Origin of the sequence: Novacetimonas maltaceti (assembly GCF_002906255.1) — a bacterium.
In the GTDB taxonomy this organism is placed as follows: Bacteria; Pseudomonadota; Alphaproteobacteria; order Acetobacterales; family Acetobacteraceae; genus Novacetimonas; species Novacetimonas maltaceti.
The window spans coordinates 1-24,356 of the sequence record NZ_POTC01000046.1 but is presented as its reverse complement, the minus strand read 5'-3'; the positions used below and the strand labels follow the sequence as shown (position 1 = coordinate 24,356).

At 62.6% G+C, this 24,356-nt stretch carries 21 protein-coding genes; 8 read left to right on the top strand and 13 right to left on the bottom strand.

Features of this window, described 5'->3' with window-relative positions; translation table 11 throughout:
* Positions 1-80: 80 nt before the first annotated feature.
* From KMAL_RS13085 to KMAL_RS13065, 5 genes are all read right to left on the bottom strand, one after another.
* Positions 81-1,463, bottom strand: a complete 1,383-nt coding sequence (locus tag KMAL_RS13085) for a sugar porter family MFS transporter (protein ID WP_110096122.1) — start codon at positions 1,461-1,463, stop codon at positions 81-83.
* Positions 1,464-1,581: 118 nt separating this feature from the next.
* The gene (locus KMAL_RS13080) at positions 1,582-2,142 is read right to left on the bottom strand and encodes a hypothetical protein (protein WP_110096121.1); all 561 of its coding nucleotides are present in this window, start codon (positions 2,140-2,142) and stop codon (positions 1,582-1,584) included.
* 262 nt (positions 2,143-2,404) lie between these two features.
* The gene (locus KMAL_RS13075; RefSeq protein ID WP_110096120.1) at positions 2,405-2,914 is read right to left on the bottom strand and encodes a transcriptional repressor; all 510 of its coding nucleotides are present in this window, start codon (positions 2,912-2,914) and stop codon (positions 2,405-2,407) included.
* A gap of 228 nt (positions 2,915-3,142) precedes the next feature.
* Complete coding sequence (locus tag KMAL_RS17310; protein WP_167400165.1) at positions 3,143-3,301, bottom strand: hypothetical protein; 159 nt, start codon at positions 3,299-3,301, stop codon at positions 3,143-3,145.
* Positions 3,302-3,378: 77 nt separating this feature from the next.
* Entirely contained in the window at positions 3,379-3,873 is a 495-nt protein-coding gene (locus KMAL_RS13065; RefSeq protein WP_110096118.1) for a flavin reductase, read from the bottom strand.
* A gap of 126 nt (positions 3,874-3,999) precedes the next feature.
* On the opposite strand from KMAL_RS13065, the gene KMAL_RS13060 reads away from it, so the two are divergent.
* Genes KMAL_RS13060 through KMAL_RS13050 form a run of 3 tightly spaced genes read left to right on the top strand, consistent with a single transcriptional unit; the run spans position 4,000 to position 8,035 of the window.
* On the top strand, positions 4,000-5,058 hold the full coding sequence (locus KMAL_RS13060; RefSeq protein WP_110096124.1) for an enoyl-CoA hydratase/isomerase family protein: 1,059 nt from the start codon (positions 4,000-4,002) through the stop codon (positions 5,056-5,058).
* Positions 5,059-5,063: 5 nt separating this feature from the next.
* Entirely contained in the window at positions 5,064-6,527 is a 1,464-nt protein-coding gene (locus KMAL_RS13055) for a protein adenylyltransferase SelO family protein (protein ID WP_110096117.1), read from the top strand.
* Positions 6,528-6,553: 26 nt separating this feature from the next.
* A complete protein-coding gene (locus KMAL_RS13050) occupies positions 6,554-8,035 on the top strand; it encodes a sugar porter family MFS transporter (protein ID WP_110096116.1) in 1,482 nt (493 codons plus the stop codon).
* A 92-nt stretch (positions 8,036-8,127) separates the two neighbouring features.
* Here KMAL_RS13050 and KMAL_RS13045 read toward each other — a convergent pair whose 3' ends face one another.
* Entirely contained in the window at positions 8,128-10,107 is a 1,980-nt protein-coding gene (locus KMAL_RS13045; protein WP_110096115.1) for a S9 family peptidase, read from the bottom strand.
* A gap of 180 nt (positions 10,108-10,287) precedes the next feature.
* Here KMAL_RS13045 and KMAL_RS13040 point away from each other — a divergent pair, with 180 nt between their 5' ends.
* A complete protein-coding gene (locus tag KMAL_RS13040) occupies positions 10,288-10,881 on the top strand; it encodes a DedA family protein (protein WP_180999834.1) in 594 nt (197 codons plus the stop codon).
* Positions 10,878-11,819 (top strand): SDR family oxidoreductase, encoded by a 942-nt coding sequence (locus KMAL_RS13035; protein WP_110096113.1) that lies wholly within the window; start codon positions 10,878-10,880, stop codon positions 11,817-11,819. Before KMAL_RS13040 ends, KMAL_RS13035 begins: the two co-directional genes overlap by 4 nt.
* A gap of 166 nt (positions 11,820-11,985) precedes the next feature.
* Here KMAL_RS13035 and trmB read toward each other — a convergent pair whose 3' ends face one another.
* From trmB to KMAL_RS13005, 6 genes are all read right to left on the bottom strand, one after another.
* Positions 11,986-12,690, bottom strand: coding sequence for a tRNA (guanine(46)-N(7))-methyltransferase TrmB (gene trmB / locus KMAL_RS13030; RefSeq protein WP_110096112.1), 705 nt, complete (start codon positions 12,688-12,690; stop codon positions 11,986-11,988).
* Positions 12,691-12,803: 113 nt separating this feature from the next.
* Positions 12,804-13,991 carry a methionine adenosyltransferase gene (gene metK, locus KMAL_RS13025; protein ID WP_110096111.1) on the bottom strand — a complete coding sequence of 396 codons (1,188 nt, stop codon included), beginning with the start codon at positions 13,989-13,991 and terminating at the stop codon, positions 12,804-12,806.
* 132 nt (positions 13,992-14,123) lie between these two features.
* Entirely contained in the window at positions 14,124-14,924 is an 801-nt protein-coding gene (dapB, locus tag KMAL_RS13020) for a 4-hydroxy-tetrahydrodipicolinate reductase (protein WP_110096110.1), read from the bottom strand.
* Positions 14,925-15,237: 313 nt separating this feature from the next.
* Complete coding sequence (gene dnaJ, locus KMAL_RS13015; RefSeq protein ID WP_110096109.1) at positions 15,238-16,365, bottom strand: molecular chaperone DnaJ; 1,128 nt, start codon at positions 16,363-16,365, stop codon at positions 15,238-15,240.
* 236 nt (positions 16,366-16,601) lie between these two features.
* A complete protein-coding gene (gene dnaK / locus KMAL_RS13010) occupies positions 16,602-18,521 on the bottom strand; it encodes a molecular chaperone DnaK (protein ID WP_110096108.1) in 1,920 nt (639 codons plus the stop codon).
* 204 nt (positions 18,522-18,725) lie between these two features.
* Positions 18,726-19,343 carry a nucleotide exchange factor GrpE gene (locus KMAL_RS13005; RefSeq protein ID WP_110096107.1) on the bottom strand — a complete coding sequence of 206 codons (618 nt, stop codon included), beginning with the start codon at positions 19,341-19,343 and terminating at the stop codon, positions 18,726-18,728.
* A gap of 264 nt (positions 19,344-19,607) precedes the next feature.
* Between KMAL_RS13005 and KMAL_RS13000 the strand changes: the two genes are divergently transcribed.
* Entirely contained in the window at positions 19,608-20,318 is a 711-nt protein-coding gene (locus KMAL_RS13000; RefSeq protein WP_110096106.1) for a response regulator transcription factor, read from the top strand.
* A 27-nt stretch (positions 20,319-20,345) separates the two neighbouring features.
* Positions 20,346-22,097 (top strand): stimulus-sensing domain-containing protein, encoded by a 1,752-nt coding sequence (locus KMAL_RS12995; RefSeq protein ID WP_408887925.1) that lies wholly within the window; start codon positions 20,346-20,348, stop codon positions 22,095-22,097.
* A gap of 180 nt (positions 22,098-22,277) precedes the next feature.
* Here the strand turns inward: KMAL_RS12995 and KMAL_RS12990 are convergent, their stop codons facing one another.
* Positions 22,278-24,041: an HAD-IIIC family phosphatase gene (locus KMAL_RS12990; protein WP_110096105.1), complete on the bottom strand. Its 1,764-nt coding sequence runs from the start codon at positions 24,039-24,041 to the stop codon at positions 22,278-22,280.
* A 76-nt stretch (positions 24,042-24,117) separates the two neighbouring features.
* Here KMAL_RS12990 and KMAL_RS17305 point away from each other — a divergent pair, with 76 nt between their 5' ends.
* A complete protein-coding gene (locus KMAL_RS17305) occupies positions 24,118-24,294 on the top strand; it encodes a hypothetical protein (protein WP_180999833.1) in 177 nt (58 codons plus the stop codon).
* Positions 24,295-24,356 lie beyond the last annotated feature (62 nt).

Sequence of the window (24,356 nt, the reverse complement as noted above, 5' to 3'; positions counted from 1 at the left end):
CCTCACTGCGTTCAGAACCCGCCGCCAGAAGTAGAATATCGTCAATATTCCAGATCGGGCTCCTGTGGGATGACTGAATTCTACAAAATAACCCAAAATTTCCTCAAGTGTGAGAAATTCGCGTCGATTCCCTCCAGGCTCATGTCCCGCGTCTCAGGGATGAAGCGCCACGTCACGAACACGAACGCCAGGTTGAACGCCGCGAACATCCAGAAGGTCGGGCCATTGCCGATCCATTGCAGCAGCGACAGGAAGGTCGCGCCGATGATCATGTTGGCGATCCAGTTGGTCAGTGTGGAAATGGAAATCCCAAGGTCACGCCCCTGCAACGGCTGCACCTCCGAACACAGGACCCAGATCAGGGGGCCTGCCGACATAGAAAAGCCGGAGATGTAGATCATCAGCATGAACACGGCGATGATCTGCTCTCCCGGACCCAGCGGCAGGGAGTTGAGCAGCAGGCCGAGGCTGCCCATGCCAACCGCCATGATGAGGAAGCCTGTATACAGGATCGGCTTGCGCCCCCATTTGTCCACCAGCCCGATGGCCACGAACGTCGCCAGCATGTTCACCAGCCCGACCATCGCCGTGCACCACAACTGCGCCGGGCCGACATACCCCGCCAGCGCGAAGATCTTGGGCGCGTAATACATGACCACGTTCACCCCGGCCAGCTGCTGCATGATCTGCAATCCCATGCCCAGCAGGATGGAGCGGCGGAAGTTGCGGTTCGCCAGCAGCGCCCAGCCCTTCTGTTTCTGCTGGAGTTGGTCGCTGATGCTCTGGATCTCGCGCCGGGCGTCGCTGCGGCTGTCACGCAGGTTGGCCAGCACCTCCAGCGCCTCGCTGCGGCGGCCCTTCATCATCAGCCAGCGTGGGCTGAACGGCAGGAACAGCGCACCGATCAGGAACAGCACCCCCGGTATCGCCGCCACGGCGAACATCCCGCGCCAGTTGCCGGAATAGCTGAAGAACGTGTTGCTCATGAAGGCGAGAAAGATACCCGCCGTAATCATCAACTGATAGGTGGAGATCATCGCCCCGCGTGCAGTCTCGCTCGCGATTTCCGAAAGGTAGAGGGGGGCCGTGAAGGCCGCGACCCCGATCGCCAGCCCCATGACCGCACGACCGATGATCATGGACGGCACCGACCATGCCAGTGCGCATTCCAGCGACCCGGCGACAAACACCACTGCCCCGATCAGCAGCGTGCGCTTGCGCCCGATATGGTGCGACATCCATCCCGCGCACATCGATCCCATGGCCGCGCCTGCCATCATGGAACTGACGATCCATTCCTGCGCCAGGGTGGAGGCATGGAATTCCTTGGCTACGAAATCCAGCGCGCCGGAAATGACGCCGATATCCAGGCCGGCCATCAGGCCCGCCAGTGCCGCAAGGCATCCGATGATCAGGGCGCGCGTGCGCGATGACCCCACGGGCTGGGTGACCGACTGATTCATATATGCTGATCCTTCATTTTATTTCTTCTTCGTTACCAACGCGCGGGGCACGGGGCCCCGGTCGGTTCGGGCTCAGATAAAAGGGACGCCGGGAAGACCGGCCTGTTTCAATTCCTGCTCAGATCGGCGCGGAACGCGCCACACCTGTCAGGAAGTAGCATGGAACCCCATAGGCCCGGGTATGATCAGGATCATTTTCAACCAGATCATTCACCATAAAACGCCGCAGGCGCAGGATCGCCACACCGCCTTCGTCGGCGATGGCGTCCATGTCCTCGCTCAGGTCCGTGTACCATGCCATGACGCCCGGCCGTTCCGTCAGCGGCATGGGCGCACGGGGGCTGATGTCGATGCCATTGGCCAGCATGGAATCGGCCTGCCGGGCCGTTGTTACGATATAGAAAAAGCCGTCAGCGGCATCCGCCGGTCCGAACTGGCGCAGGGGAACGAAGGACAGTCCCACCTCCGCCGCATCAAGGTGCGTGACCCGGCGGGGTGGGGTTGCAACCGGTGGCAGGGGACGCGCGAACAGGTCCTCCTGCCCGGCGGGGGGCGTGTTGGGCTGACGGGCCTTGCGCTTTGTGGGGGCTGGCCCGGTGTCCCGTGGGACGGCAGGTGGATGCGACAGGGGCAGGTCGAGGGGCAGTTCGCCCGTTTCGTTGCGACGCGAACGCGTCATCGCGACACTCCGCCCGGATGCGGGGCTCTGTGGTTTGTGCTCCGCCCCGTGGCGGCAGGCTGGCCTGCATCATGCCGGGAAATGCGCCGGGGATGCAATCACTGTGATGCGGCAGGTGGCATCCGTTGGGAGCCGCTGTGAAATCCTGAAAGTATCAAAAGTCTTTGGTGAAGCTTTTTTCCAAAAAGCTTCGAAGACGCCGCCTTTTTAAAAAAAGGCGGCACCCAAAAACTTTTGTTAATATGTTGTTTTGAAATAGCTTTCAGGCGCAGGCAGCGCAGATGCCCTCGGCTTCGATGGTGGAGGTGCGCAGGCTGAACTGCCGCGCCTGTGTCGCGGTGACCAGAGCATGGACGATCTGGCTGTCTTCAAGTTCGGTCACATGCCCGCATTTGGTGCAGATCAGGAACTGGGCACTATGCAGGTGGTTGTCGCATTCATGCGCGCTATGGAGCATGTGGCGGCAGGCGACAAAGGCGGACAGGCGTTCGATCTTGTGGATCAGTCCCTGTTCGAGCAGGAAGTCCAGTGCGCGATAGACGGTTGGCGGCGCGGCCCCCTTCGTGTCGCGGCGCAGGCGGTCGAGCAGGTCATACGCCCCGATGGGCCGGTCGGCGCTCAGGACAAGGCCGAGCACCAGCCTGCGCTGCTGCGTCAGGCGCGCGCCATGGCGGCGGCACATGTCCTGCGCACGGTCCAGCATCCGCTCGACCTCGACGCCAAAGACGGTGGCCTGTGTCCCTGTTTCGTCCTGACGATCATCCTTGCCCATCTGTCCTGCCGCTCCTGTCATCCTGTGCGGATATACGCCTCAATCCGGTGGCAATGAAGCCCCCGGCAGGTGACGTTGGCATGAAGCATGGGAAAGTGCGGCCGGATGTGGAAAAGTTTTTGGTGAAGCTTTTCCCAAAAAGCTTCGAAAGACGCCGCCTTTTTGGAAAAATCCGGCACCCAGAAACTTTTATCAACCTTATCAATGCTTTGTTGGCCGCATCGCCGCTTACCGTGGCAGGATGCTGTCCCACCACGCCATGAGCATGATGAACACCGTCACCCCCACCTGGATGCCGATCAGCATGCGCCATGTCACGACCGGCACGTCCGGTCCGTCGTCACCGTCCTGCGGTGTCCTGTCACCGCGTTGTCTGATCTTGCGCATCCGCCGTGTCCTGCCGTGTCCGGGAAGGCCCATACGGTCGCAAAGGGGTTAATTTCGCGTAAAATCCCCGTGTGGTTTCAGGCGTCGCCGGAGGGGGGCAGGATATGATAGGTGCGGTTGAAATAGATCAGGCCGCCATGGCTGTCGCCATTGCGCAGGCTTTCGACCGCGCCGAACATCACGCTGTGGGTCCCGACCTCCACGATACGCTCGATCCGGCAGTCGAAGGAGGTCACCGCCTCCTCCAGCACCGGCGCACCTGTCGTCAGCGTGGCCCAGTGGCCAAAGGCGAAGCGTTCATGCTGCTCCCGGGCGGAGGCGAATATGCCGGAAATCTCCTGCTGGGCGGCAGACAGCACGTTGATGCACATCGCTGCCCCCTCGCGAAAGCGCGGGCGGATGCGTGACGCGCGATTGACACAGACCAGCAGGGTCGGCGGGTCATCGGTGACGGAACACACGGCCGAGGCGGTGAAGCCGGCCGGGTCTTCCAGCGTGCCGGTTGTCACCACATTTACGGCCGCACCCAGTCGCGCCATTGCATCCCGATAGGTCCGGGCGTCGATACCCATTACGTTGTCCTGTCCTTCCTGACGTCACATGATCGCGCGCTGATTAAAACATGCGGCTGGTGGGGGTTCCGCTCCTTTATTCTGTCATGCTTGAAGATGCACGACAATTCGGGAGACGCCGTCGCGATGACACACGAAACGCTGCGTATTTCACGCCAGGGGCATCTGGGACGCATCACGCTGGATCGCCCGCGCGCGCTCAACGCGCTCGACATCGGCATGATCGAGGGGATTGCCGCCTGCCTTGAACGCTGGCGCGGGGATCGTGACGTGCGGACCATCCTCCTCGACAGCACGACGCCGCGCGCCTTCTGCGCCGGGGGCGATCTGCGGGCGCTTCATGCGCTGCTGCCCACGGATGGGGTTGCGGCGGTGCGCGCGGTCTTTCGCGCCAGCTATCGCCTTGTCTCCGTGCTGGCGGCCTATCCCAAGCCAATCGTCTCCTTCATGGACGGGATCGCGATGGGCGGCGGCATCGGACTGGGGGGGCATGTGCGTCATCGCATCGTGACGGAGCGTTCCGTCCTTGCCATGCCGGAGGTCGCGATCGCCCTGACCCCGGATGCGGGCGGGTCTTACCTGCTGTCACGCGCGCCGGGCCTGTCGGGACTGCGCCTTGCGGTGACGGGCGGACGGATGGACGGGGCGCAGGCCATCGCCTGTGGCTTTGCCGACCGGATGGTGCCCTCGGGCGATCTGGAACAGGTGGCGGCCGATCTTGCACGCCATCCGGCGGGGCGTGTGCTCGACCTCGCGCCCCGCGTGCCGGTGGCCGATGGCGGCTGGGGCGACATGGCCGGGGTTGACGCCGTGTATGACGCCCCCGACATGCAGGTGGTGACCGAACGCCTGCATGCCTGCGACGCCCCATGGGCGCGCGATGACCTTGCGGCGCTGGCGCAGGCGGACCCGTTCGCGGTAGAAGTGGCATGGCGCGCATTCTTCAGGGCGCGGGCGCTGCCCAACCTCGACATGGTGCTGGAGCAGGAGTTCCGGCTTGTCTGTGCGCTGGTCGCGCGTCCGGATTTCGCCGAAGGGGTCCGTGCGCGCCTGATCGACCGTGACAACGCCCCGTGCTGGTCGTGTGGCGCAGATGACGTGGTGCCGGTGCCGCAGGTCGAAGCCTGCTTCGCCCCTGCCGCCGTCTCGCTTGACCTTCCTGTCCTGCCCATCTCCCAAGGTTGAACCTTATGCCCTTTTCCCCCGCCTACCGACCCGATACACGGCACATGACGCTGGGGGATGCGTTCTATGACCCGGTGCGGCCCGCCAGCTTCCCGGCCCATATCCTGCGCTTTCGCAATCAGGAAGCGGCGGCGCGCATCGGCCTCGAGACCCTGACGGAGGCGGAGTGGATCGCCCACCTTGGCCGGTTCGAAGCCCTGCCCGGCAGCCTGCCGCAGCCGCTGGCGCTGCGCTATCACGGCCATCAGTTCCAGTCCTACAACCCCGACCTTGGCGACGGGCGCGGCTTCCTGTTCGCGCAGTTATATGATGCGTGCGACGGGCGACTGCTCGATATCGGGACGAAGGGTAGCGGCACGACGCCGTGGTCGCGCGGGGGTGACGGGCGACTGACGCTCAAGGGAGGCGTGCGCGAAATCCTTGCGAGCGAGACGCTGGACGCGATCGGCGTCACCACGTCACGCAGCCTCAGCGTGATCGAGACGGGGGAGGCGCTGCACCGGGGGGACGAGCCTTCGCCCACGCGATCATGCGTGCTGGCGCGACTGGGTCATTCCCATATCCGCATCGGCACGTTCCAGCGCCTTGCCGCGATGCAGGATACGCCGTCGCTGCGTCGCCTGCTCGATTACGTGATGGAGACGTACTATCCCGCCCTGGCGGGGGCGGAGGACCCGGCGGCGACCCTGCTCGATGCACTATGTACGCGCCTTGCACTGCTGACGGCGCAGTGGATGAGTGCGGGGTTCGTGCATGGCGTGCTCAATACCGACAACATCAACATCGCGGGGGAAAGCTTCGATTATGGCCCGTGGCGGTTCGCGCCGCATTATGATCCGACCTTCACGGCGGCCTATTTCGACCATTCGGGCCTGTATGCCTTTGGCCGGCAACCAACCGCGATGATGTGGAATCTGGCGCGGATGGCGGAATGTCTGCTGCCATTTTCGGAAATGGAGAAGATCAGAAGTATTTTCGAAAGGTTCCCGCAAAGGTACGAAAGGTTCCTCGATATTTGTGCACTGCAACGTCTGGGTGTTGAGGAAATATCAAGAAATAGCTCCACGGAACTGCGCGAATCCGTGTGGTCTTTTCTCGAAGAGAGTGCGATCGGGTTTGAATTCCTGTTCTTTGACTGGTATGGTGGCGCCATCAGTCGCGACCGCGCCATGTCTGGACCGAGGAAGTACTTTTACGAATCCCCGGCATTCCAGACGTTGCGAAAGCAGATCGAAAGCCATCCGCCACGCGCGGGGGTCGATGTCTCGCTTCCCTATTTCACGCGCGACGATCCATGCGCGATGTGGATCGAGACGGTGGAAGACATATGGCGGCCCATCGCCCGGGACGATGACTGGTCCGCCTTCCGTGCGGCCATGGCGCATGTCGCGGAAATGAAGGCAGCCCTTGGCGCGGCAGGTCATGTCCGGTGCAAAACGGATGGAACCCTGTGTGACGCCGGGAATTAGACAGACATCGAAACAAAGGAACACGCATGCAGAATTATTCCCCCCAGTCCCAGGCCGGACCCTCCTCCCAGCCCGAACCCATCCCTGACCTTTCCGATCTCGAAATCTCGCCCAACGCGCACAAGACACTCTGGCTCGCAGCCATCGTGGCCGCCATCTGCGGTGGCCTCTATGGCTACGATACCGGCATCGTCTCCGGCGCGCTGCTGCTGATCACGCGCGATTTCCACCTCAGCAGCTTCTATCAGGAGATGGTGGCGTCCGCGATCCTTGCGGGTGCGGTCATGGGGTCGTTCATCACCGGATGGATGTCCGAACGCTTCGGGCGTCGCAACTCCGTCATGATCGTCACTGCGGTGTTCGTCCTTGGCGCGATGGCGTGTGCATGGGCGCCGGATGTCTATGCCCTGATCGCCGCGCGTGTGTTCCTTGGCCTTGCGGTGGGCGGTTCGACGCAGGTCGTGCCGATGTACATCTCCGAACTCGCCCCGGCGAAGAAGCGCGGCCACATGGTGACGATGTTCAACATCGCCATTGGCATAGGCATCTTCGCCGCCAACGTCATCGGCTTTGTCGCCCGTGATGCGTGGGGCTGGCGGCCGATGGTGGCGATCGCGGCCATCCCGGCGGCGGTCGTCTTCATTTCCATGTTCTTCCTGCCCAAGAGCCCGCGCTGGGCAGCGGAAAATGAAAGCCTTGATTCCGCGATCGAGCAGCTGCGCCGCATCCGCACCTCCCGGCGCGAGATCCGCAAGGAGCTCAAGCGCATCCAGGTCACTGCGAATGACGAGGCGGACCCGCGTGACATCGGCTGGCGCGGCCTGATGCAGCCGTGGGTGCGTCCCGCCCTTGTCGCCGCCCTTGGCGTTGCGTTCTTCACGCAGGCTGGCGGGCTGGAGATGATGATCTATTACGCCCCGACCTTCCTGTCGGATGCGGGCTTTGGCAGTTCGGCCGCGCTGATGGCGAGCATCGGCATCTCCATCGTCTATCTGGTGATGACGGTGCTGGGGTCGAACATCGTGGACCGTATCGGCCGTCGCCGCCTTGTGCTGGTGATGGGGCCGGGTTCGGTCCTCAGCCTCGTGGGTCTGGGCATCATGTTCCTGATCCATCCGGACAAGGGCAGCATCGGGAGCTGGATGATCATCGTCTTCATGCTGCTGTTCATGGTGTTCAACGCCGGCGGTATTCAGGTGGTCGGATGGCTGCTGGGGGCGGAGATGTTCCCCCTGTCGATGCGCGGCAACGCGACCAGCCTGCATTCGGCCATGCTGTGGGGCAGCGACCTGCTGGTGACCAGCACGGCGCTGACGCTGGTGTCCACCATCACGCTGGGCGGGACGATGTGGTTCTATGCCGGGGTCAACCTGGCGTCGGTCCTGTTTATCTACTTCTTCGTGCCGGAAACACGTGGCGCCTCGCTGGAGGATATCGAGGATGCCCTGCGCGAGGGACGTTTCCGCCCCACGCGTGAATCCTCCGCCATCGTCGCGGAAGAAGACTGAAAAGAGTAAAAGTTTTTGGGTGCCGCCTTTTTTCAAAAAGGCGGCGTTCTTTGAAGCTTTTTGAAAAAAGCTTCACCAAAAACTTATACGCTTTACCGCAGGACGACGTGTTCACCGTCCTGCGCCGTCGGCAGGCCAAGCACCTGCCGGTAGAAATCGAGTTCCAGTTCAAGGGCGCGGCGCACCGTCGCCTCCTTGCGGAACCCGTGCCCTTCCCCTTCGAATTCATACTGTGCGCAGGCAACACCACGCTGCCGCAGGGCGCGCGCCATCTCGTCCGCCTGCGCGGGGGGCACCACCTTGTCATCCAACCCGTGCAGGAACAGGACCGGCACATGGATATCCGCCGCCTGCGCCAGGGGCGAGCGCGCGATATAGGTGTCCTCGTCCTGCGGATACGGCCCGATCAGGGAATCAAGGTAGCGGGACTCGAACTTGTGTGTCTCCTGCGCCAGCGCACGCAGGTCGGTCACGCCATACAGGCTGGCCCCGGCAGCGAACAGGTCGGAACGCGCCAGCGCGCCCAGCACCGTCAACCCGCCCGCGCTGCTGCCACGTATGACGATGCGCTTCGGGTCCACCAACTCCTGCGCGATCAGATACCGGCACGCGGCGATGCAGTCATCGATATCCACGATGCCCCATTCGCGCTCCAGCCGCAGGCGGTAGGGACGGCCGAACCCGGTGGAGCCGCCGTAATTGACATCCACCACGGCAAAGCCGCGCGATGTCCACCACTGTACCTTGAATGAAAAAGCGGGGTTTGCCCGTCCCGTCGGCCCCCCATGCGCCATGACCACCAGAGGCGGCAGCGTGTCGGCCACGCCGCAATAACGCGCATTGGCGGGGGGATAGAAAAATGCGTGTCCCGTGCCATCCGCCGCATCGGACAGGGGGAAGTGCAGCGCCTGCGCGTGGGAAATATCATCCGTCGCCATCGGCAGGGAGATCGCGCGGCGCAGGATGGTGGGCGACTGTCCCGGCATGCCCCGCACTACCGACGCCGCATCGTCAGGCGGCGTGTCCAGCCATGCCAGCGTCCCGTCCGACAGCGCGACCGGGCATTGCGTGGGGAAATGCAGGTCCACCGGGGTTGCCGCGCCATCGCGCAGGATGACCATGCGGTTTTCCCCATCGCGGATGGCCAGCGCAAGGATCGACCCATCGGGCAGCGGGCAGTAGCTACGCAGGCCGAATATCCATTGCGGCAGGCCGATTTCCGCCTGCATCGGGGCCACGGGCACCGCAGGAGAGGCGTCTGCGATATCGAAGCGGTAGAGGTTCCACCACCCGCTGATATCCGACGACGCCAGCAGGTGGCCGTCCGCCGTCCAGCGTGGCTCGATGACGGAACGCGCGGTGCCATCATCCCCCGCCAGCGTCCATGGCGCGGCAAGGCGGGGCATGTCCGACCCTTCCTGCAACAGGGAGGCCACGCGCAGGCGCGTCGCATCCCACGGCATGTTGGGATGGTCCCATTCCACCCACGCCATGAACCGCCCGTCGGGCGAGGGACGGGGACTGGCGAGGAAATCCGGTCCCATCACCAGTGCCGTGCCGCCATTGTCGGTTGGGTCGGCCTCCGTGCCGCAGTCAAAGACGACGATGGCGGCCGCAGCTTCGCCACCGGTATTGTGATCCTCCCGCACGCAGAAGACGAAGCGCCCGTCCGGGCTGAGTGCGAAATCGGCAAAGCGCAGGCCGTCCATCCCGCCGAGCGCGCGTGGTGCGCCGTCACCGTCGATCAGCCATACGGACCCGTCCACGCGGTTGCTGAACACGATCCGGCCCTTTGCTGCGGTATAGGCCCCGCCGCCATATTCATGCACGCGCGTGCCGACATCGAACGGCGGTGGCGTCATGTCGCGCGTGACCCCATCGCGCCAGCGCACCAGCACGCGGCGGCCTGCCTCCGCCGGGCGTCCCTCGATCCAGTAGATGTCCGCGCCATCGGCCCGCACGTCCGACAGGCCCAGCGTGGCCCCGGCGACAAGGTCGGCGCTGATGGGGGACGGCCATGTGCCAAAGGAAAGGGCGGTCCGGGCCACAGGAGTGGAAGGGGGAGGGGTCATGTTTTATTCCTGCCATCTTCAGAACGTCATGATAGAACTTGGCACAGGGGAGTGGGGCGGATATTCCCACGCCTTGTCCTTCATGCATCACACTTGTCACAAGACGGATAAAGTCCACTGCTCCAGCATTTTGAACAGCTTTTTCAGCATTATGGCTATGGCGTAGTTGGCGTTATCGTCATGCTGGAAAGCATGGGCGTGCCGCTGCCTGCCGAAACGCTCCTGATTTCCGCCGCGATCTACTGCGCCAGCACGCACCACATGGATATCCGCTGGGTTGCCACTGCCGCCGTGCTTGGCGCGATCATGGGGGATAATTTCGGGTACCTGATCGGACGGATCTTCGGCTTCCCCCTGCTCGAACGCCATGGCGCGAAACTGGGGCTGACGCCAAAGCGGCTGGCGCTGGGACGCTTCATGTTCAAGCGGCATGGGGGAACAATCGTCATGTTCGGGCGCTTTGTTGCCATACTGCGCGTGTTCATCGCGCTGCTGGCCGGGGCGAACCACATGCCGTGGCACCTGTTCCTGATCTTCAATGCGCTGGGCGGACTGTTCTGGGCGGGGGGATATGCGTTCGGGGCCTATTACCTTGGGCACAAGGTGATGCAGATTTCCGGTCCCGTGGGCATCATGTTCGGCGTGCTGGGGGCCATCGGGCTTGTAGGTTCCGTCATCTTCCTGCGCCGCAATGAGCAGCGCCTGACCGAAGAAGCCGAAGCCGCCATGGAAAAAGACATGCAGAAATCCGAAAAGCAGGACGCCACATCATGACAGTGCACTGGGATATCACGCAGGCCCCAAGCCTGAAGGGCAAGGTGGCGGTCGTCACCGGGGCGACCGGCGGGTTGGGATATGCCACCGCGCGGGGACTGGTTTCGCGCGGGGCGGAGGTCATCCTTGCCGGGCGCAACCCGGCCAAGGGCGCGGCCGCGCTGGAACGGCTGCGTGCGGACTGCCCGGACGGAATCGCGGATTTCATGGCGCTGGACCTTGCCTCGCTGCAATCGATCGCCGATTTCACGCAGAACCTGTCGGGGCGGACGGGATCGGTCGATATCCTTGTCAACAATGCCGGCATCATGGGGCCGCAAAAGCGGCAGGAGACCGCCGACGGATTCGAACTGCAGTTCGGGACCAACTATCTTGGCCCGTTCGCGCTGACGGCACGGCTGCGTCCGCTGCTGTGCGCGGGCAAGGGAGGGGCGCGTGTCGTCACGGTCGCAAGCCTTGCCGCGCTGTCGGGGACGCTGGTGTTCGACGACCTGCAGGCCCGCCACCATTACACCCCGTTTGGCGCCTACCGGCAGAGCAAGCTTGCCGACCTGATCCTTGCCCTCGAACTTGACCGGCAGGCCCGCCAGCATGGATGGCCGATCCATTCCATTGCCGCCCATCCCGGCTGGGCCATGACCGATATCGCCGTCAGCCGCTCCTCCAGCCCGCAGGGGTTGCGTGAGCGCCTGCTGCGGCGTGCGACGCTGGTGGCCTTCACCCTGTTCGGGCAGTCGGCCGAACATGGCGCGCTGCCGATCCTGTTCGCGGCAACCGCGCCACAGGCTCGCGATGGCGGGTACTACGGCCCCGATGGCTGGGGCGAACGCCGCGGCAATGTGACGGAGGCGATCGTGCCGCCTGCCGCCCGCGACCTGCAACTGGCACAGCGCCTGTGGCAGGTGTCGGAGCGCTTGACGGGGACGGCGTTGTCGTAAGGGCTGTTGTCTCAGGGGCTTTGCCCCTGAAACCCCACCAAAGGGTATTACCCTTTGGAAACCATGAATTTTAGATAGATCAGGGTGCAGGGATCGCGATCCCTGCCGGGTCCGAGCAGCGCCCGGATGTTTCATGCACGCGACGGTATTGCGTGCAGGGAATCTGTCAGTTCCGCACGAACGTCCAGTAGAATGGCTGCCGCCCCGCCTTCAGCGCCTTGGCTTCATAGCGTGTCGGCGGCCAGCCTTCGGGCCGTTCAAGCACCGGCGGTGCCGTGCGGAACAGCGTCTGCGCGCCCATCACTTCTTCCACCCATGCCTGGTAGGTGGGATCGTCGCTGGCCACGCGCCAGATCGCACCGGGCTTGAGGATGCGCGCCATCATGCGCACCGTGTCGGGGTGGACGAAGCGCCGCTTGGCATGGCGTGCCTTGGGCCAGGGGTCGGGAAACATCAGGAACGCCCGGTCGATCGACGCATCGGGCAGTTCGCGCAGCAGGATACGCGCATCCTCGTCCCAGATGCGCAGCATGTCGGGTACCGGTGCATCGGCTTCATGGTCATCGGGGACAAGGCGCGACAGCAGCGAACACAGGCCGTTATCGAACACCTCGCACGCGATATAGCCGACATCGGGATGGGTCGCGTGCTGGGCAAGGGAGTGTTCGCCCCCGCCAAACCCGACCTCCAGCCAGATTTCGCGCGGTGGATGGCCAAAGGCGCTGGCGGGGTTCGCCATGGCGATCGCGGGAAAGCGCAGGCGCGGCAGTGTCTGGTCAAGCAGGCGTTGCTGGCGCGGACGCAGGGGATGACCGCGCTGACGTCCGTACAGGCGATCAGGCGACGCCTTTACATCCACACTAGCCGTCATGGAAACAGTCATCCTTGGTATCGGTCTTGTGGCGATGGGGCCGTGGCCTGCCATCGCGTCATGGCGCGACCGGCCCCGTCATGACAACGGAGACCGGCCGGGCCGTCAGGCGATCAGCGGTTGAAGGCGCTGCGCAGGGCGTCGACGAGGTCCGTCTTTTCCCACGTGAAATCGTCCTTCGCTGCGTCGGGCGTGCGGCCGAAATGGCCATAGGCGGAGGTCTGGGTATAGATCGGGCGGTTCAGGCGCAGGTGCTTGCGGATGCCGCGCGGCGACAGGTCCATCACCTCACGCAGGACACGGCCCAGCTTGTCTTCGTCCACGTCCTTGCCGGTTTCGGCCAGATCAACATAGACCGACAGCGGGTGCGACACGCCGATGGCATACGAAATCTGCAGCGTGCAGGTATCGGCAAGGCCGGCGGCGACGATGTTCTTCGCCAGGTAACGGCAGGCATAGGCCGCCGAACGGTCAACCTTCGTCGGGTCCTTGCCGGAGAACGCGCCGCCGCCATGCGGGGCCGCGCCGCCATAGGTGTCAACGATGATCTTGCGTCCCGTCAGGCCGCAGTCCCCATCGGGACCACCGATCACGAACACGCCGGTCGGGTTGACGTAGAATTCGTCTTCCGGGCACATCCAGCCTTCGGGCAGGATGTCCTTCACCACGCCGCGCAGTTCCTCGCGGATGGTGTTCTGGCTCGCGCCCTCGACATGCTGGGTGGAGATGACGACGGAGGTCGCGCCCACCGGCTTGCCATCGACATAGCGCAGGGTGACCTGGCTCTTGGCGTCGGGCTGCAGGGCGGCGGCGCGCGGGTCGCCCGCCTTGCGCAGGTCGCGGATGCGATGGAGGATGCCGTGCGCGTAATGCAGCGGGGCCGGCATCAGGCTTTCGGTTTCGCGCGTGGCAAAGCCGAACATGATGCCCTGGTCGCCCGCGCCCTCGTCCTTCTCGCCCGCGCTGTCAACGCCAACGGCGATGTCGGCGGACTGCGCATGCAGGTAGTATTCGACCTCGGCGTTCTTCCACGAGAAGCCCGGCTGGTCATAGCCGATGTCGCGCACGGCGTCGCGCGCGCCCTGGATCAGCTGCTCCGGCGTGACGGAGGCGGGGCCGCGCACTTCGCCCGCAAGGACGATGCGGTTGGTCGTCACCAAGGTTTCACACGCAACGCGGGATTCCCCATCGGCCGTCAGGAATGCGTCAAGAACGGTATCGCTGATCCGGTCGGCAACCTTGTCGGGATGGCCTTCCGATACGGATTCAGAGGTGAACAGGAAGTCGCCTTTGTTGCGCATGTTGATTCCATACTATCTGGTAAAAACCATAGGGCCGCCGCACGGACGGGCGCTGAGTAGTGGACGGATTTGGCCGAAGTTCCCATTAGCGTCAAGTTTTTTTGCGGAATACCCCCATCCCGCGCGTGGAATTCACTCCAGTCCCAGCACGTTTTCCATCGAATACAGGCCCGGCCCGCGCGTCTCGATCCACTGTGCCGCGCGCACCGCGCCGGTGGCATAGATGCGGCGGTTGAACGACCGGTGCGTAAGCGAGATCTGTTCGTTCGCGGATGTGAAGATGACGCTGTGTTCCCCCACGATCTGCCCGCCGCGCAGCACGGCAAAGCCGATCGCATCGTCCGCGCGCGGACCGGTATGTCCGTCACGGGCGGCCTCCATATGGTCCTTCAGCACGATGCCGCGCCCGTCCGCCACGGCATTGCCAATGGCCAGCGCGGTCCCTGACGGTGCATCGACTTTCTGCCTGTGGTGCATCTCCAGTATTTCGGCGTCATATTCGCTTCCCGGCAGGGCGGCGGCCATCTGGCGCGCCAGGCGGGTCATCAACGTGACACCGGGGGAAAAGTTCGCGGCCTGCACCACCGCGATGCGCTGCGCCGCTGCATCGACCGCCGCCTGATCTTCCTCGCCCAGGCCGGTCGTGCCCAGCACCCAGGCCGTTCCCGCCTGCGCAAGCGCCTGTGCATGCATGCGCACGGTCGCGACGTTGGTGAAGTCGATGACCACGTCGCAGACCTTTGCAAGGTCGGCAATCGAGGTGAAGATGGGACAGGCCGGGCCGGCGGCGTCGCTGCTGGCGGGTTCCATGATGCCGTTGCGTGTCGAACCGCCCGCAACGATGGCGCCCGCCGCCACGACTTCCTCACGCAGCAGACGGCCCACGCGACCGTTGATCCCGGCAATGCCGATACGCACCGTTTTCGTGTTCATGAAACTCTCCGCCCCGCTGTGTTCTTGGTAAAATTGATAAAAGTTTTTGGTGAAGCTTTTTTCAAAAAGCTTCAGAAGACGCCGCCTTTTTGAAAAAAGGCGGCACCCAAAAACTTTTTATATTTTCAGGTTTTTCCCTGGATCGTCTTTTCAGACAGCCTCCATAAACGAATGGCGGCGCGACCGGGGGATCGCGCCGCCTGTAGCATATCCATGGTGCAAGTTGGGGGGACACCATGCATATGGGGAAAGAGCCTATACCCGATCCGGCGGCCATTTCAACCATGGCGCGCCGGATCGGGGAAAGCGGGGATCAGAGCTTGCCTTCAAGGAAGTCCTTCACCTTGCTGAAGAAGCCGGTGCTCTCGGGGCTGCCCTTGTCATGGCCACCGCCGTCGCTCTCGAACTCCTCCAGCAGTTCGCGCTGGCGGCGGGTCAGGTGGCGCGGGGTCTCCACGACGACCTGGATATACATGTCGCCACGCGCGGACGAACGCAGGACGGAGAAGCCCTTGCCGCGCAGGCGCAGCGTCTCGCCCGTCTGGGTGCCTGCCGGGATCTTCACCTTGGCGCGCGATCCATCGACGACCGGCACCTCGATTTCCGTGCCCAGCGCCGCCTGCGTCATGCGCACCGGCACACGACAGTAGATGTTGGCCCCGTCGCGCTGGAACAGGGGATGGGGCTCCACGCTGACATGGACATACAGGTCGCCCGGTGTGACGCCCGCGCCACCGGCCTCGCCCTCGCCCGACAGGCGGATGCGCGTCCCGTCCTCGACCCCCGCGGGGATCGCGACTTCCAGCGTGCGGTTCTTCTCCACCGTGCCGGTGCCGTGGCAGACCTTGCACGGGTTGCGGATCAGGCGGCCGCTGCCATGGCAGGTCGGGCAGGGACGTTCGACGAAGAAGAAGCCCTGCTGCGCGCGGACCTTGCCCGCACCATGGCAGGAGGGGCAGACCTCCGCCGGCTGGTCCTTGTCGGCCGAACCGGTGCCGTCGCAGCTTTCGCACGTGACGCGCGTGGGCACGCTGATCTGCTTCTTCACGCCGGAGAAGGCTTCCGCGAACGTGATGCTGACCTGCACCTGCAGGTCGGCGCCCGCGCGGCGTCCGCCGCGACGCCCGCCCATCATGTCGCCGAACATCTGCTCAAAGATATCGCCAAGCCCGCCGCCGCCAAAATCAAACCCGCCAGCACCGGGGCCACCGCCCTCGAACGCCGCATGGCCAAAGCGGTCATAGGCCGCGCGTTTCTGGTCGTCCTTCAGGACGTCATAGGCTTCGTTGATTTCCTTGAACCGGTTTTCGGCCTCGGTATCGCCGGGGTTGCGGTCCGGATGGTATTTCATGGCCAGCCGGCGATACGCCTTCTTGATCTCGGTGCCATCGGCATCACGGGAGACTTCCAGAACCGCGTAATAATCAAGATTGGTGGCCATAATGGGTCCTCAGTGAAACGGGGCCGCCCCGGGACGGGGGATGGGTGGTGTCCCTGCTATGGGCACGGCGGACCGTTATCGATTGGGGTTGGAATCCGTATCGGATCCGTATCATGTCTTCAAAACAGGAAAAGCGCCCGTCTTCCATGAAGCACGGGCGCCACCTGGGACCGGGGGGCGGAAGCCTGTGGCCCCCGCACCCCCTTTACCGGAGTATGTATGACGCCTTGCGACGATCAGGACGACTTCTTGCTGTCGTCCACATCCTCGAAGTCGGCATCCACGACCTTTTCGCCGTTCGGGCCAGCAGCACCCGCACCCGGCGCGGCACCTGCGGCGCCACCTTCGGCCTGGCCTGCCTTGTAGACGGCTTCGCCCACCTTCATCGCGGCCTGCGTCAGGCGATCGGTCGCCTTCTTCAGCGCTTCGGCGTCGGTGCCTTCAAGGGCCTTGCGGACCTCGGCGATCGCGGCCTCGGCTTCGGTCTTGTCGGCCGCCGGAACCTTGTCACCGGCTTCGGACAGGGACTTCTCGACCTGATGGGTCAGGCCTTCGGCCTGGTTGCGGGCCTCGACCTGTTCCTTCTTGGCCTTGTCGGCGGCGGCGTTGGCTTCCGCGTCCTTGACCATGTTCTCGATGTCGGCTTCGGACAGACCGCCAGACGCCTGGATCTTGATCTGCTGTTCCTTGCCGGTCGCCTTGTCCTTGGCGGACACGGACACGATGCCGTTGGCGTCGATGTCGAACGTCACCTCGATCTGCGGCACGCCACGCGGGGCGGGCGCGATCCCGGTCAGGTCGAAGGTGCCCAGCAGCTTGTTGTCCGCCGCCATTTCACGCTCGCCCTGATAGACCTTGATGGTCACGGCGTTCTGGTTGTCTTCTGCGGTGGAGAAGGTCTGGCTCTTCTTCGTCGGGATCGTCGTGTTGCGGTCGATCAGGCGGGTGAACACGCCACCCAGCGTCTCGATCCCCAGCGACAGCGGCGTCACGTCGAGGAGCAGAACGTCCTTCACGTCACCCTGCAGCACCGCGCCCTGCACCGCAGCACCGATGGCCACGACTTCGTCAGGGTTCACGTTGCGGGCGGGTTCCTTGCCGAAGAACTGCTTCACCGCCTCGATGACCTTGGGCATGCGGGTCATGCCGCCGACCAGGATCACTTCGTCGATTTCACCAGCGTTGACCGACGCATCCTTCAGCGCGGCGCGGCAGGGTTCCAGCGTGCGCTGGATCAGGTCGTCAACCAGGCTTTCCAGCTTCGCGCGGGTCAGCTTCAGCACGAGGTGCTTCGGACCGGACGCATCGGCCGTGATGAACGGCAGGTTGATTTCCGTCTCCTTGGAGGAGGAGAGTTCGATCTTCGCCTTTTCCGCGGCTTCCTTCAGGCGCTGCAGGGCCAGCTTGTCCTGACGCAGGTCGATGCCCTGCTCGCGCTTGAACTCGTCTGCGAGGTAGGAAATGATGCGCGCGTCGAAGTCTTCACCGCCGAGGAACGTGTCACCGTTGGTGGACTTCACCTCGATCACGCCGTCGGAGATCTCGAGGATCGAGACGTCGAACGTGCCGCCACCAAGGTCATAGACCGCGATCGTGCCGCCGTTCTTCTTCTGCAGGCCATAGGCCAGCGCCGCCGCAGTCGGCTCATTGATGATGCGCAGGACTTCGAGGCCCGCGATGCGGCCCGCATCCTTCGTCGCCTGACGCTGCGCGTCGTTGAAGTAGGCCGGAACGGTGATGACGGCCTGCGTGACGGGTTCGCCGAGGTAGGATTCAGCCGTTTCCTTCATCTTGCCCAGGATGAAGGCGGAAATCTGCGCCGGGGCGTACTTCTTGCCCTGCGCCTCGACCCAGGCATCGCCATTGTCGCCCTTGACGATGGCATAGGGGACAAGTTCCTTGTCCTTCGCCACGGTCGGGTCATCATAACGGCGGCCGATCAGGCGCTTGACGGCATACAGCGTGTTGGCGGGGTTCGTGACGGCCTGACGCTTCGCGGCCTGGCCAACCAGCATTTCGCCGTTGTCGGTGAACGCCACCATGGACGGGGTGGTGCGTGCGCCTTCGCTATTTTCAATGACGCGGGTTTCGTCGCCTTCGCGGACCGCAACGCACGAATTGGTCGTGCCAAGGTCGATACCGATAACCTTACCCATGAATACTCTCCTTGATAGCGGTTTCCGTGGACCCGAAGCATCCGCGAAAACCCTTTTGATCATTCATTTGCCGGCGGGGAACAGGGGACTGTCATGATCACATCCACCCGGTCAGGACCGTCAGCGTTATTTCCGATTTAAGCAGCCCCACCCGCCCTTTCAAGGGGGGAGAAGCCGATCAACCGGCATTTTCAGCCCGTGATATCAGGCATGTCCCTTGGACACGACAACCATCGCGGGCTTCAGCAGGCGGCCATGCAGCGTCCATGCCGGCGTCCATGCCTGCATGACGGTGCCCGCGGCGTGTTCGTCGCTGTGCTGTTCCGCCATGGCCTGGTGCAGGTTGGCGTCGAACGGCTTGCCGTGCGCGTCTACGGCGACGATGCCGTTGCGTTCAAGGATGCCAAGGAACGAACGTTCGGTGCTTTCGATGCCTTCGCGCATGCTCTTGATGATGCCGTCCTCGTTTTCCGTGGGGGCCGGCAGGCTGGCAAGCGCGCGCTTGAGGTTTTCGGCCGCTTCGACCACGTCGCGGGCGAATTTCTGCGTGGCGTACTGCCGCGCGTCCTCGATCTCGCGCTTGGTGCGGGTGCGCAGGTTCTGCATTTCCGCTTCGGCGCGCATCCATTTCTCGCGCATGGCGGCGACTTCGGCCTCCAGTTCCGCGATGCGGTCCGACGGCTCGGCCCCGGTTTCCGCCGTGGCGGCCGCCTCTGCCGCAGGGGCGTCATGCGGGGGCTGCTGGCCCTCGGCCTGGGGCTGGTGGGTGCCGGCGCCGTGCGGGGCGTCGGCGTTGTGGGTGGGGTCTGTATCGTGGGTCATGACCTATCAAGTAGGTAACGGTCGCCTGATGGACAAGGCATGACGGTGTGCACAGGCATGCCGAATTTGCGTACTGCCCCTGTTGTGTGCTGCACCGTCAGACGCCGGGCGGCCGTCCCGTCCCTTCCTCATGTTCATCAATATGGCGCATGCCCTCATGACATGCGGGTCGATATGACGCTATGCTCCAACCGCCCCTCAAGGCAAGTCCCCGACGCGCGCGCCCGGTGGCCGCAATCCGCAGATGAAGCAGAAGAGATCCTGATGGAGCCGACGAAACAGACGATCGTGCTGGTTGACGACGATCGCAACATCCTGACGTCCGTGCAGATGACGCTGGAAGCGGAAGGGTTCACCGTCCATACCTATACGGACGGTGAAAGCGCCCTGCATGGCCTGATGAGCCGTCCGGCGGACCTCGCGGTGCTCGACATCAAGATGCCGCGGATGGACGGGATGGAACTGCTGCAGCGGCTGCGTGCGCGTTCGCAACTGCCGGTCATCTTCCTGTCGTCCAAGGATGAGGAAGTGGACCAGCTGATGGGCCTGCGGCTGGGGGCGGACGACTACATCACCAAGCCCTTCTCGCAGCGCCTGCTGCTTGAACGCATCCGCGCGCTGCTGCGCCGCAACGAACTGACCCGCAACGAGGCCGTCGGCGCCAACCCGGCGGGCAACATGGTGCGCGGCAACCTCTCGCTGGACGAAACGCGCCACCAGTGCCTGTGGCACGGGCGCGACATCCAGCTGACGGTGACGGAGTTCCTGCTGGTCAAGGCGCTGGCGACCCGCCCCGGGCTGGTGAAGTCGCGCGACCAGTTGATCGACGCCGCGTATGGCGAGAACATTTACGTCGATGACCGCACCATCGACAGCCACATCAAGCGCGTGCGCAAGAAGTTCCGGCAGGTGGACGAGGATTTCAACCAGATCGAGACGCTGTACGGCATAGGCTACCGCTACAAGGAAGAGTAGGAATTTCCCCTGAAGCGCCTGTTCCCCATGCCTGACCTTGTCCAGCGCCTGTCTGCCCTGGGCGCGCGCCTGCGCCCGAAGGGGAGTGGCCGCCTGTCGGGCAACCACGCCGCCGCTGCCGCCTACATGGAATATCGCACGCGGCTCGTCTCGCCGCTGATGCGGCGGATCCTGCTGGTCAACATGCTGCCGCTGGGGCTGCTGGCGCTGACGCTGCTGTACCTGACTCAGTTCCAGAACAGCCTGCTTGAGGCCGAGGTCTCCGCCCTGCGTGAACAGGCGCGCATCTATGCCGGTGCGCTGGGGCAGAGTGCGGTGACGACCACGCGCCATGGTGTCCTGCTTGACCCTGCGCTGGCGCGGCCGCTGCTGCTGCGCCTGACGGAGCCCAGCCCCAGCGCGCGTGCCCGCCTGTTCGCCCCCGATGGCCAGCCCGTTGCCGACAGCCGTGCCGAGCGCGTGGGCCCGCGTCCCCACCATTCCGGCACGGGCGGCCATGATGGTGCGGGGGGGGAGGAAGAGGACCGCTCCCCGCTCTACCCCGAATCCCGCAATATAGGCGAGCGTCTGTACAACTGGCTGCTGTCGCAGTTGCCGACCCTGTCGGGGGAGCGGATCATGACGCTCGACACCCCCGACACCGATCCGTCGGTGCAGCCGGTGGCCGGGCCAAACGGCATGCGCATTATGGAGATGCCGCCCTATATCCGTCGCACCGCGCACCAGCGCCTGATGGTGACGGTGGCCGAACCCGTGATGCATGATGGGCAGACCACGGTTGGGATCATCCAGCTGACGCGCGAGGCGCGCGATGTGGACCGATCCCTGTTTGCCGTGCGCTCTTCCATCCTGTCGCTGTTCCTGATGGCGCTGGCGCTGACGATCCTGCTGTCATGGTACCTGTCGCTGACGATCGCGCGGCCACTGCTGCGGCTGGCGGCATCGGCGCATGTGATGCGCGAATCCTCTGGCCGGACCGACACGGTGCCCGAACGCCTGCTGCTGCGCCGTGACGAGATCGGGGAAGTCGCGCGTGCGCTGCAGGACAGCGCGAGTGCGCTGTGGGCGCGCATGGATGCCATCGAACGCTTCGCCGCCGATGTCAGCCATGAAATCAAGAACCCGCTGTCGTCCATCCGCTCCGCCATTGAGACGCTGCTGCGTATCGAGGATCCCGAACGCCAGCGGCGGCTGATGATGATCATCCATGACGATGTGCGCAGGCTGGACCGGCTGATTACCGATATTTCCGATGCCAGCCGTGTGGATGCCGAACTGTCGCGTGCGCGCGCCGAACCCGTGGCCGTGGTGCCCCTGCTGTCGGTCCTGGCGGAAATCCACCAGACCACGCGCCAGCCCGGACAGCCGGTGATGAGCGTCGCGAGCAGCGGCAACAGCGCGGAACGGCCGCTGACGGTCATGGCGGTGGAGGACCGTCTGGTGCAGGTGCTGCGCAACCTGATCGGCAATGCGATTTCGTTTTCGCCGCCTGATGGGCAGATCCTGCTGAGTGCAGTGCCGGCTGGCAACATGGTGGAGATTGCCGTCGCGGATGAAGGGCCGGGCATTCCGCAGGCGAAGCTGGACAACATCTTCGACCGTTTTTACTCCGAACGTCCGACCAGCGAGAATTTCGGGCAGCATTCGGGGCTGGGCCTGTCCATCAGCCGCCAGATTGTCGAGGCCCTGCGTGGGACCATCAGCGCGGAAAACCGGATCGATGCAGATGGGAACGTCACTGGTGCGCGGTTTGTGATCTGCCTGCCAAGGGTGGGATAATCGGGGTTCTGGGGATTACCCTTTGGAAACCATGACCGGTCGAGGGATCGGGTGATATCATTTAAAAGTTTTTGGTGAAGCTTTTTTCAAAAAGCTTCAGGGAACGTCGCCTTTTTGAAAAAAGGCGACACCCAAAAACTTTAGCTACTTTCCGTTGTGAAAGGGGGAGAATCCCATGCATCATGCTTCGTGCAATGCGGGGGCTTCTGTTTTTGCGGTGGACGCATCAGCAGAAATGACCTCGGTTATGGTCCTGTAGAGTCTGTAATAAACCATGCGCCCGAAATGTTCCCTGTCGGTCTGGTCACTTCTTTCTTTTACATAATCGTCGATGTGCAGCAGGAAGGTATTTTTCCTGTTGGCTGTCAGTTCCATGATTTTCCGGTTGAAGGGGATGTGTGTTGAAACATTTTCAACTTCATTTTCATGGTTCAGGAATCTTTCAGCCCCAAGCAGGATGAACAGGAAAGACCCTTCGGGAATCCGGGGCAGGATGCTGCGGAGGCAGTTTTCGAAATAGGCCGGGTCCGGCGCATGGTAATGGAAATCGCCAGATGCGACATTGCGGAAGGCATCATCAAGGAATTTGTTCTGGTCATGATGTTCCCCCTGTGAAAAATTTTCCGTCATGATCGCATGACACTCGGGGAACGGATACCGGGTGGCGCCGTCCTGATATGAATATGTTGCGTACAATGCATCGACGGAAAAATTCAGCACGTAAACATCGTACGTCATGTCATCGAATTGTGTCGCGAAATCCTCTTTCCTGTAGCCAAGTTTTGAAATCCACGCCAGCCTTTCATCGGTCAGGCCAAAGATGGAATCATGGAACAGTTGTGAGTGGTCAATGCGGATGCTGACACCGTCGCGACAGAAATTCTGCTCCTCGACGACATGGCGGTTCCCCTGCTTGAGGTAATGGGCCAGTCCCGCGGCGTGACATCCCCCGCGAACATATATGCTCTTCCTGCTGGCAGCCACCATGGCGTCGGAAGAACCTCCCTCCTGGTTGATCCAGTCAATGTGCGCCGGGGAATTGATGTCCGATATGACCGTGCCCTGCACATGCAGGTCGGGCCGGTCAAGCGACTGGTAAACCCATTGTTCGATTCCCATGCCAAGTATGCGGCATGAAAAGCAGAAATGCTCAAAATAACTGATTCTGTTGACATAGACGAGTGAGTAGAAACCCACGATGCCATAATCGCCAAATTTATCGCTGACCCTGACCAGACCGGAATACCTGAATGTCTGTTTGATCTGCGACAGCAGGATATCCCGGGCTTCCTGCCGATCCTCCGGCAGGCGCTGCTTCGTGAAGTTGAGCTGGTTCGTCCGGTTGATCAGTTCTATTGCACGGTCAAGATGGTTTTCAACATCGTAGATGAACTCGACCCTGATATTACTGTCTTTCAGGAAGTCCTCGATATTGGAGAAATTTTCCTTCTCCTCATCCCGGCTCTCCAGCACCTTGTAATGCTTCAGGCGTGAAAGGCTGGAATCATCCTTGCCCCTGAAACGGGCATCCGTCAGGAGGTGTGGGATAATCTTCTCATCTGCAATGTGGATTTTCGGATTGACTGACAGGACTTCCTGCAGGTTGTGGGTATTGTCGTCAATAAACATGACGGTTTCAGGACGAAGCTGGATACGCCGGATGATTTCGGCAACCCTTGCTCCCTTCGGGGACCAGTCGATGCTGGGGAAAACGAAATAATCCCAGATTCCCTTTTCCTGCAGGAGGTGTCTGACGGATTCAAGATCATTTTTGGAACAGATGGAACTCATGATGCCCCGTTGGGCAAGTTCCACGACAATATTGTGGTATTCATCCGAATAGGAAATACCCCCTTCGGTCAGGGTGCCATGCCAAAATGTTTCATCCAGGTCCCAGATAACGAGACGAATTTCCTCAGACATAAAATCTTCTCCAGCAGGCATACGATGCTCCACCTTACTGGAAGCAGAATATTGTAAATTATCCGTCAATATTTCTGGGTAACTGTTTGAAAATAATATGTCGATAAAAACAGTGAAAGTTTTTGGTGAAGCTTTTTCCAAAAAGCTTCAGAAGAGCGCCGCCCTTAAAAAAACATCGTACCAATATGCTGCGTTCCGGCAGCCCCTAACAGCCTGTCGGGTTGGGCATTTTGCGGCTGATAACGCCAAGGCTGACCTGGCTTATGCTGCCTGAAGCCGCGCCATTCTTTTACAGTTGTATGCGAGAGCAACTAGTGTCCATTCGGTCGTGACTTT

Coding starts and splice junctions, on each gene's coding strand:
- KMAL_RS13085 (WP_110096122.1), bottom strand. CDS start 1,463: ATGAATCAGTCGGTCACCCAGCCCGTGGGGTCATCGCGCACGCGCGCC.
- KMAL_RS13080 (WP_110096121.1), bottom strand. CDS start 2,142: ATGACGCGTTCGCGTCGCAACGAAACGGGCGAACTGCCCCTCGACCTG.
- KMAL_RS13075 (WP_110096120.1), bottom strand. CDS start 2,914: ATGGGCAAGGATGATCGTCAGGACGAAACAGGGACACAGGCCACCGTC.
- KMAL_RS17310 (WP_167400165.1), bottom strand. CDS start 3,301: ATGCGCAAGATCAGACAACGCGGTGACAGGACACCGCAGGACGGTGAC.
- KMAL_RS13065 (WP_110096118.1), bottom strand. CDS start 3,873: ATGGGTATCGACGCCCGGACCTATCGGGATGCAATGGCGCGACTGGGT.
- KMAL_RS13060 (WP_110096124.1), top strand. CDS start 4,000: ATGACACACGAAACGCTGCGTATTTCACGCCAGGGGCATCTGGGACGC.
- KMAL_RS13055 (WP_110096117.1), top strand. CDS start 5,064: ATGCCCTTTTCCCCCGCCTACCGACCCGATACACGGCACATGACGCTG.
- KMAL_RS13050 (WP_110096116.1), top strand. CDS start 6,554: ATGCAGAATTATTCCCCCCAGTCCCAGGCCGGACCCTCCTCCCAGCCC.
- KMAL_RS13045 (WP_110096115.1), bottom strand. CDS start 10,107: ATGACCCCTCCCCCTTCCACTCCTGTGGCCCGGACCGCCCTTTCCTTT.
- KMAL_RS13040 (WP_180999834.1), top strand. CDS start 10,288: ATGCTGGAAAGCATGGGCGTGCCGCTGCCTGCCGAAACGCTCCTGATT.
- KMAL_RS13035 (WP_110096113.1), top strand. CDS start 10,878: ATGACAGTGCACTGGGATATCACGCAGGCCCCAAGCCTGAAGGGCAAG.
- trmB (WP_110096112.1), bottom strand. CDS start 12,690: ATGACGGCTAGTGTGGATGTAAAGGCGTCGCCTGATCGCCTGTACGGA.
- metK (WP_110096111.1), bottom strand. CDS start 13,991: ATGCGCAACAAAGGCGACTTCCTGTTCACCTCTGAATCCGTATCGGAA.
- dapB (WP_110096110.1), bottom strand. CDS start 14,924: ATGAACACGAAAACGGTGCGTATCGGCATTGCCGGGATCAACGGTCGC.
- dnaJ (WP_110096109.1), bottom strand. CDS start 16,365: ATGGCCACCAATCTTGATTATTACGCGGTTCTGGAAGTCTCCCGTGAT.
- dnaK (WP_110096108.1), bottom strand. CDS start 18,521: ATGGGTAAGGTTATCGGTATCGACCTTGGCACGACCAATTCGTGCGTT.
- KMAL_RS13005 (WP_110096107.1), bottom strand. CDS start 19,343: ATGACCCACGATACAGACCCCACCCACAACGCCGACGCCCCGCACGGC.
- KMAL_RS13000 (WP_110096106.1), top strand. CDS start 19,608: ATGGAGCCGACGAAACAGACGATCGTGCTGGTTGACGACGATCGCAAC.
- KMAL_RS12995 (WP_408887925.1), top strand. CDS start 20,346: ATGCCTGACCTTGTCCAGCGCCTGTCTGCCCTGGGCGCGCGCCTGCGC.
- KMAL_RS12990 (WP_110096105.1), bottom strand. CDS start 24,041: ATGCCTGCTGGAGAAGATTTTATGTCTGAGGAAATTCGTCTCGTTATC.
- KMAL_RS17305 (WP_180999833.1), top strand. CDS start 24,118: ATGTCGATAAAAACAGTGAAAGTTTTTGGTGAAGCTTTTTCCAAAAAG.